Annotated in this window: 7 protein-coding genes; 1 reads left to right on the plus strand and 6 read right to left on the minus strand. The window is 37.8% G+C overall.

The window, feature by feature from the left end:
* The 6 genes from K6G87_RS13080 to K6G87_RS13105 form a co-directional block, all read right to left on the minus strand.
* On the minus strand, positions 1-683 hold a 683-nt coding region (locus K6G87_RS13080; RefSeq protein ID WP_296838105.1), incomplete at its 3' end, for a ketose-bisphosphate aldolase.
* Between the two features lie 176 nt (positions 684-859).
* Positions 860-1,600, minus strand: a complete 741-nt coding sequence (gene surE / locus K6G87_RS13085; protein WP_296838108.1) for a 5'/3'-nucleotidase SurE — start codon at positions 1,598-1,600, stop codon at positions 860-862.
* A gap of 104 nt (positions 1,601-1,704) precedes the next feature.
* Positions 1,705-3,792, minus strand: a complete 2,088-nt coding sequence (locus K6G87_RS13090; RefSeq protein ID WP_296838111.1) for a glycoside hydrolase family 13 protein — start codon at positions 3,790-3,792, stop codon at positions 1,705-1,707.
* Between the two features lie 311 nt (positions 3,793-4,103).
* Positions 4,104-4,958 (minus strand): carbohydrate ABC transporter permease, encoded by an 855-nt coding sequence (locus K6G87_RS13095; RefSeq protein ID WP_296838114.1) that lies wholly within the window; start codon positions 4,956-4,958, stop codon positions 4,104-4,106.
* A gap of 11 nt (positions 4,959-4,969) precedes the next feature.
* On the minus strand, positions 4,970-5,857 hold the full coding sequence (locus tag K6G87_RS13100) for a carbohydrate ABC transporter permease (RefSeq protein WP_296838117.1): 888 nt from the start codon (positions 5,855-5,857) through the stop codon (positions 4,970-4,972).
* A 108-nt stretch (positions 5,858-5,965) separates the two neighbouring features.
* Positions 5,966-7,363, minus strand: a complete 1,398-nt coding sequence (locus K6G87_RS13105; RefSeq protein WP_296838120.1) for an ABC transporter substrate-binding protein — start codon at positions 7,361-7,363, stop codon at positions 5,966-5,968.
* 297 nt (positions 7,364-7,660) lie between these two features.
* On the opposite strand from K6G87_RS13105, the gene K6G87_RS13110 reads away from it, so the two are divergent.
* Positions 7,661-8,566, plus strand: a complete 906-nt coding sequence (locus K6G87_RS13110) for a helix-turn-helix domain-containing protein (protein WP_296838123.1) — start codon at positions 7,661-7,663, stop codon at positions 8,564-8,566.
* Positions 8,567-8,747 lie beyond the last annotated feature (181 nt).

Below are 8,747 nucleotides of genomic sequence, written 5' to 3' on the forward strand. Positions count from 1 at the left end.
TTGATGATCTTAACATATTCCTGAGGAACAGAACTTGATCCATGCAGTACAATAGGGAATCCGGGAAGTCTTCTTGAAACTTCAGCAAGGATATCAAGACGAAGCTTAGGATTAGTGCCTGGTTTAAACTTATATGCACCATGGCTTGTTCCAATTGCGATCGCAAGTGAATCAACGCCTGTCTTATTAACGAACTCTTCAACCTGATCAGGATCTGTGAACATAGCCTTATCAGCATCAACTGATACAGCGTCTTCGATTCCTGCAAGTGTTCCAAGCTCAGCCTCAACTACTACGCCGTGCTCGTGTGCGTACTCAGCAACTTTTCTTGACTCTTCAATATTCTCTTCAAATGAGTGGCTTGAATAATCGATCATAACAGAAGTGAATCCATTATCTATACAATCCTTACATGTTGCAAAATCTGCACCATGATCAAGATGAAGAACCATAGGAACTTCAGGATGAATCTCATTAGCTGCTTCTACAAGCTTTACAAGATATACGGAGTTAGCATATTTTCTAGCTCCCTGTGAAGCCTGTAAGATTACAGGGCTCTTAAGCTCTGCTGCTGCGTCAGTGATCGCCTGAACAATTTCCATGTTGTTGATGTTGAAAGCACCAATAGCATATCCGCCATTATAAGCTTTCTTGAACATTTCGGTTGATGTAACAAGTGCCATAGTAATACCACCTTTCTTAAAATAGTCCTTTAGATTAGTCAGGAAAAAAAGAACTCTTTCCCCCAATGTTAACTAGTACTAACAATCGCATTAATTATAACGCAATAGCAAAAAAAGTTACATATCAAATGTATGCAACTTTTTCTCATTTATTGTTTGTATAATTTACATGTTTTTCATATAAGAACTGTATTTCTGATCGTACCTATTGAAATGTAACCATCGATAAGGGCCTGCATATCACTTCCTTCTTCAGCTTTTTCGATCGGAACTGTTTTAAGGACTACTTCTTTTTCTGCGCCATTTCTGTCTTCTACTACATATCTATCGTCCCAGAAGGCTCTCTGAGCAGGGAATCTGTCATACAGTATACCTTTGTATTCTTCAAGTCTGCATGATGGGAAATTAACATTCCATGCAAGTCCCTTTTCAAGAGGTTTATCTATAAGCTCTTTTAATATACTTTCAATATACTTTTCTGCAACATCAGTATGGCATTCATGCTCATCTGTAAAATAGTTTTGTGAAAAGCAGATCGCAGGAACCTCATAAAGAAGAGCTTCCATAGCTGCTCCTACTGTTGCAGAATACTGTATATCAAAGCCGCAATTGGCACCCTTATTAACACCTGAAAGTACAAGATCAGGCTTTTGGCCATCTTCAAACAATCCAAGGTAAGATGCTCTTACGCAGTCTGCAGGAGTTCCTGCAAATGCATATGCTTCTACCCCTTCAACACCAAAATCATGCTTACTTATAGTCATTTTGTCTCTAAGAGTTATGTGATGAGACATTGCACTACACTGCTCTTTGGGCGCAATGACAACAACCTCTCCAAATTTCTTTGCAGTTTTTGCAAGAAGCTCAATTCCCTCTGCATTAATTCCATCATCATTTGTAACAAGTATTTTCATCATCAGACCTCAATCAGGGATGTACTATTACAAGGCGCAATTATTTATTTTGTCAAAATACGCTTTTGTACTTATTCCCGGCACATGACATATGCAGTCTTATAGGATCAGTGTTTGGAATATCTGATCACCAAAGATGAATAGGCAGGAAGTGTTATATTAAGCTCTCTGTTTAACACTTCATAACTTCCATTATTATCATAACCACTTTCGCTAGTCTGTATCAGCTTGTCAAAGCTGCAATTATCAGGTATTCCTAAAGGCTTTAAGTCAAGTGCTATTTCTTTTTCTTTATTATTGTTATTTAAGATTATGACAGATGCCGCCTCGCCTGTAAACCTTCCGTACGAAAGGACTCCTCTTACAGAGGTCTTCCCAAGCTGAACAAGTGATCCATCTGTAAATTCCGGATATTTTTTATGTATACTTATTATATTCTTATAAAAATCTATAAGCTCTTTATCTTCATTCCCCCATGGATATGTTCTTCTGTTATCAGGGTCTGTAAATCCGCATACTCCGGCTTCGTCACCATAGTAGAGGGTTGGAGCTCCGGGCCATGTCATCTGCATGACAACTGCCTCTTTGAATATTCCTTTATTTACTCCCTTATCTGCTGCCTGTGGTCCTTCAGGATCAGAGGACCTTCCTGGCTTCATATTGGTCCTTGTCATAAACCTTGAATGGTCGTGATTATCAAGCTGGTTCATGGAGGTATACATTGAGAAGTTGCCAAAATTCTCTCCAATGGCCTTCTTCATTGACTTCCAGAATAAAGCTGTATTACAAAGACTCTCTTTTTTAAATTCATCAGAATGCTTTTCTTCACCTGTCAAAAACCAGGTAACAGGCTCCATAAAAGCATCATAGTTCATTATGGTATCCCACTCATTACCTAAAAGCCAGTTTCTGGAGGAGCCATAATTTTCTGCAAGTATTATTGCATCAGGATTAGCATCTCTTACAGCATTTCTAAATCTCTGCCAGAACTCATGGTTAAAGCTTTCGGAATGTCCAAGGTCTGTAGCAACGTCCAGTCTCCAGCCATCTGCATTAAAGGGCTCTGATACCCACTTTCTTCCAAGCCTTAATATATATTCCTGCAGGGATCTTGATCCTTCAAAATTCAGCTTTGGAAGGGTATCATACCCCCACCAGCCATCATATGTATTATTTTCCGGCCACTTCTTTTTCTTAAAATCAAACCACTTGTGATAAGGACTATCTTCAGATAAGAAGGCTCCGTCTTCATATATAAGCTCTTTATCAAGCCACTTATTAAAGGATCCGCAGTGATTAAATACGCCGTCAATTATAACCCTTATCCCTCTTTGATGAGCCTCATTAACAAGCTTTGCAAATAGAAGATCGCTTTCATTTAGATTATTTATATTAGTGACTCTGTTTACGAATTTTGTAGCTTTTCTATTATCAGTAATATCTTCATCAAGAAGCCTTCCTTCATCTTCTACGATCTTGCCGAAGTGAGGATCTATGTGATCATAATCCATTGTGTCATATTTATGGCTTGAAGGGGACACAAATACAGGATTTAGATATATAACCTCAACTCCAAGATCTTTAAGATAATCAAGCTTATCTATAACGCCTTGAAGGTCACCTCCGTAGAACTCCTTATAACTTTCTGATGGATGAGGGTACTTGTTCCAGTCATTAACCTGCACAGAATGACCGCCGTTGTAATGATACTCATCAGTAAGAACATCATTATCCTTATCACCGTTGCAGAATCTGTCGACGAATATCTGGTACATAACTGCCCCTCTTGACCACTTTGGAACATGAGCCCCTGGGAAAAGACGAAATGCCATATGATTATCAGCTGCCGGCTTTCTCAAAAAGGCGCCTCTGTAATCATAATATACCGCATGTGCATCATTAGACCTATTACCCAGCTCAAGTTTGAAGATATAAGAAAAAGGCTTATCACCAAGCTTTACTATAACCTTGTAATAATCAAATATATCGAATCCGTCTTCAAATCCCTTTTCTCTAACCTCATCTTCGTCCATAAGGCTCATGGGATATTCGTTTTCATCTGTACAAAGGAATACTTTAAAAACTTGATCCTTCCCGGTTCTAAAAAATATAGTCACATCACTAAAAATGTCCTGTTCCATAGGACATACAAACTGACCTGAAATATCATGAAATAATAGTTTTGAATCAAACAAAGTATTCCCTCCTCGCCATAAGAAAAAATAGTTCTTTAATCAAAAATAATAATCTATAGTTATAAGCTTAAAAATGTACCACAATTATTCTCTATATTTTTAAAAACGGCTCAATTATTTTCGCGTTTTTTCGTATATTGCCATTATATCATATCCTTTACCAGTTAAGCCACTTAATTTAATCAAAAATGCAAAACAGTTTTTTTATAGATAAATACTGAATCTTGTGATAAAATAAGTCAGTTTTTTGACAAAAATAAAAATCCCTGCCGTAGAGGCAGGGGCTAATATTTTTCGTCTTTTTTCGATGTTTATCCTTTTACAGCTCCAGCAGTGAGACCTTCTACAATCTGGTTACTAAATATACTATATACAATAATAGTAGGCACAACAGCTATAACAATAGCTGCAAACATCTGTACATAGTTGGTTGCGTAAGGTCCTACGAAATAGGTCAGGGTAACCGGAAGTGTCTTTTTCTCAGGATCTGATATAAATACCATGGACACAAGAAGTTCATTCCAGGTATTAACAAAGCTCATCATTCCTGTTACAAATATTCCTGTTCTTGAAAGAGGAAGCGCAATCGAGAAAAATATTCTGTAGATTGAACATCCATCAATACATGCTGCTTCAAAAAGTTCTCCAGGCATACTTCTGAAAAAGCCTACCAGAATGAATATGGTCATAGGAAGCGCAAATGTTATATACGGGATGATGATTCCGATAAGGCTGTTGGTGAATCTTATCTCGAATAAGGGTGTTACTATCTTAATCTTTGAGAACATTATAAAAAGAGGAATAAGTACACAGTGTACAGGAACCATCATTCCTATCATGAAATAGGTAAGTGTTGCTCCCGAAAATTTAAATCTCATCCTGGCTATTCCAAATGCTGCCATCGCTCCAAGCAAAAGACTTATCGCCAAAGTAAATATACATACAAAAAGCGAATTCCAAAGTGCTATTCCAAGTTTTCCTTTAGTCCAGGCAAAAATATAGTTTCCAAGCTGCCATACCTTAGGTAGTCCGAATGGATTAGAAAAGACTTCTGCGTTTGTTTTAAACGATACAAGTACAATCCACACAAGCGGAGCTACATATAAGACAGCCACTAATGTCAACAATATATATATGATGACCTTAGAAATAGTTATCTTTTTCATAGTCTTGTCCCCTAATTTTCAAAATCTTTAGTGTTGATAAATGTGTTTATGGCAAATGTCACGAGCAGGCACATGATAAGAAGTACTATTGAAATAGCACTTGCATATCCATATTTGAAATAGGAAAATCCTTCAAAATATAGCCATGTAGCCATTGTCTGAGTTTTATTATTGGGGCCGCCCTGTGTCATGTTATATACAAGATCAAAGAATTTGAGTGAGCCAATACAGGTAAGGGATATTGTTGTTCTTGCCATGGGCTTTAAAAGCGGAAGTGTTACATATCTGAAGGTCTTTATCTTTCCGGCACCATCTATATATGCAGCTTCCAAAAGGCTCTTGTCTATTCCGGCAATTCCAGCCATATAGAGCATCATTGTGGTACCAACATAGATCCAGAGAGCTACAAGTCCTATTACCCACATGGTAAGCGGTATATATCCATCAACTGACATAAGCCAGTTAGGGCCTTTTATGCCAAAGACTGCAAGAAGCTGATTAAGACCCATATTAGGTTTTAAAATAAAACTGAACAAAAGTCCCAATGCCGCCGATGAAAGGACGCAGGGAAGATAGATTATATTCTTGTAAAGATTCTTGCCGTATCGAAGTCCTGAAAGTACAGCCGCAAATATAAGGCCTATTATCTGCTGTGTTACCAATGAGAATATCATAAAGAAAATTGAATTCTTAAGAGACGTTAGAAATATATCGTCCTTTGTGAAAAGAGCTTTAAAGTTCTTAAATCCAATGAATTTGGGTTTGGTAAGTGCATTCCAATCACAAAGGGAAATATAACCGGCATAAAGTATTGGTCCGAATAAAACCAGTGTAAATAAAATTGCTGCCGGGAGTATAAAGAACAGGATAGCTTTTTTATCCCTAAGTGCTTTATTCATAGCATTCCCCCATTTATAAACATAGCACGGAGACATCCGCTTATAGGGATTATCCCCGTGCTTTAATCTTAGCTTTTAGGTATTCTTTTAATATTTAGCTTAAAGATATTACCACACATTTTCCTTATAGAAATCTTCTATGTTCTGAAGACCTTCTTCTACAGTTTCATCTCCCATGATTATGGAAACCATATTGTTGTCGAAGGTATCTCCGGCTTCTACAGATACAAGTGACTCATTATAGAATCCAATTGTACCTGAAAGATTAGCAAGAAGTTCTGAAACATATGCGAACTGCTTAGGAGCCTTGGAAGTATCAACTTCAACTGTAGTTACAGGAATCTTACCTGCCTGCTCAGCTGTAGCTTTCTGAGTTGTCTCATCAGTGAGCATCTTAAGGAAAGCGATACATGCTTCAGGATGCTCTGTTGTAGCTGACATGAGTACGTTATCTGTCTTAACGATCATGTCACCAACGCTTCCGTCAACACTTGGGAATGAGAATACACCGCACTTATCTTCGATTGTATCTGAATTACCATTCATCTGGGCAATACACCATGAACCCTGAATAAGGATAGCTGCTTCTTCGTTGTAGAAGTGAGCTGTTGCATCATCATTGGAATCACCAAGATATGTATCCTGGAAATATTCGCTAATGGCAAGCAGGTCTTCGCAACCTTTAACACAGTTTTCATCTGTCCAGTGAGCTGTTCCCTCATTAAGGGCATTAGTATCAACGCCTTCTCTGTTCATGCAATAGCCAGCTATCATAGAAAGGCACCATGCTGTTGAAGCTGAACATGTTATAGGAGTATATCCTGCGTCTTTGAGCTTGGCGCATGCTTCAAGGAAGCCTTCCATATCTGATGGCACTTCTGTGATTCCTGCAGCTTCAAACATCTCTGTATTATAGAAGCAGCATGCTGCTGCAAAGTTTGTAGGTATTCCATATATATCGCCATCATATGTAACTCTGTCGAACATACCGCCTGCAAAGGACTCTTTCCATGCTGTATCAGCATCAAGATACTGATTAAGTGGCTGTACTACTCCGGCATCTACATATACATCAGCATTAGGTCCCGGATTACAGATAAGAAGATCAGGTGTATCACCTGCTGCTATAAGAGCGTTAACCTTGGAATCATATTCTTCAAGATTAGTGGTAATAACATTGACATGATAGCCATTATCTTCCTCATTAAAACGCTCAACCGTTTCTGCGTATAAACGGGTCATCTGATCTGTACTTGCTTCAAGATCATCCCAGAATACCCAGGTAATCTCCTCTTCGTCTGCAGAAGCTGTACTTTCTGTCTGAGTGCTCTCACTGCTGTCAGCTGCAGTATCTGTAGCTTGAGTATCCTGTCCTGCATTTTCTGTATCAGATCCTGCATTTTCAGTTGGCGTAGCTTCACCTGTATCAGTTGAAACCGCACATCCGCTAAGAGCTGCTGCTACCATTGATAATGACAGCACGATTGATAATGCCTTGCTTTTCATAATAACCCTCCTTAATTTTTTGCATCAGTTTTTTAACTGACATCCCCTCGTTGCTATTACACTTAAAGATTAGCAATATAATTTAAGGGCTTCTTTACAATGATTGCTAATTAATTACTAATTATTGCTATTATCATGTGCACAATATTGATAATTATTAAGACTAATGTTATATTTGGGCTAATTCAAAGGAAGTAATGACTAATCTTATAGTTTATTTTACCATTTATCAGTCATATTGACTAAATTATAGGTGCAACTATTTGTAATTATTGACTATTAAAAGGGGGAGTTACTATGATAGAAAATCTTAACGGACTTCAGGAAACAGTTAACTTTGCTCCTACAGGGCGCGTAAGACTATATGAAAATGACGATTTTGAGGCATACCCTTCTCACTGGCACCTGCCAATAGAAATAATCATGCCTATCAAAAACAGTTACAGGGTTGAAAGCTGCGGACATGTATTTGATATAGCAGAAGATGAGTTAATATTCATATGTCCCGGTGTAATTCATTCCATGCCTGCTCTCCCCGGCAAAAGGATGATCTTTCAGATCGACATTTCTATGTTTCAGGCAATAAGTGGCTTCGATCATATAGTATCTTTAATATATCCTGTATATGTTCTTAACCGTACCAATTGTACCTGCTATGACCAGTTTCATTCTCTGTTTATAGAAATATGTCAGTGCTATACAAATGCAGGTCTTATGGCTGAACCGGAAATATATACAAGAGTAGCACAGATGCTCCTTCTTCTTGGTAAGAACTATCATCTAATTAACAATTCACTTGCAGATACCAGTATTAAAAAGCAAAGAGAATACGCAGAACAGATTAACAGAATATGTGACTATCTAAAGCTCCACTATTCAGAAGATATAAGCCTTGAAGAAGCTTCAAGAATTGCCGGCTTTAGTAAATACCACTTTTCAAGAATATTCAAACAGCTGACCGGTGTAACCTTTTACAGATATATCAACCAGGTCCGTATACAAAAGGCCAAGATATTTCTTATGAATTCGGACTCTACTATCACCAATGTTGCCATAAACTGTGGTTTTAGCAGTATGTCATCATTTATAAGAATGTTCAGGATCATCACCGGATATACTCCTACCAAGTTCAGGAGCCTTTATGACAGAAACTTCGAAACAAGTGAAGATGAGCTTGAACTAAATATGCAGCTTCCAAGCTAAATGCTGCAGCTATATTTCCAGACACCCAAAAAGACAGTAACCCCTAAAGCTATATTTTTAGACAGCAAAAAAGACAGCTTTAGGGGTTGCTGTCTTTTTTAGAGAAGGTATTTCTTTCTTATGGGGTATAGCAAAAAACTATATAATATTGGGGGGTTACGAGTATTATAATAGCATCCGT

The organism is Butyrivibrio sp., from assembly GCF_024699075.1.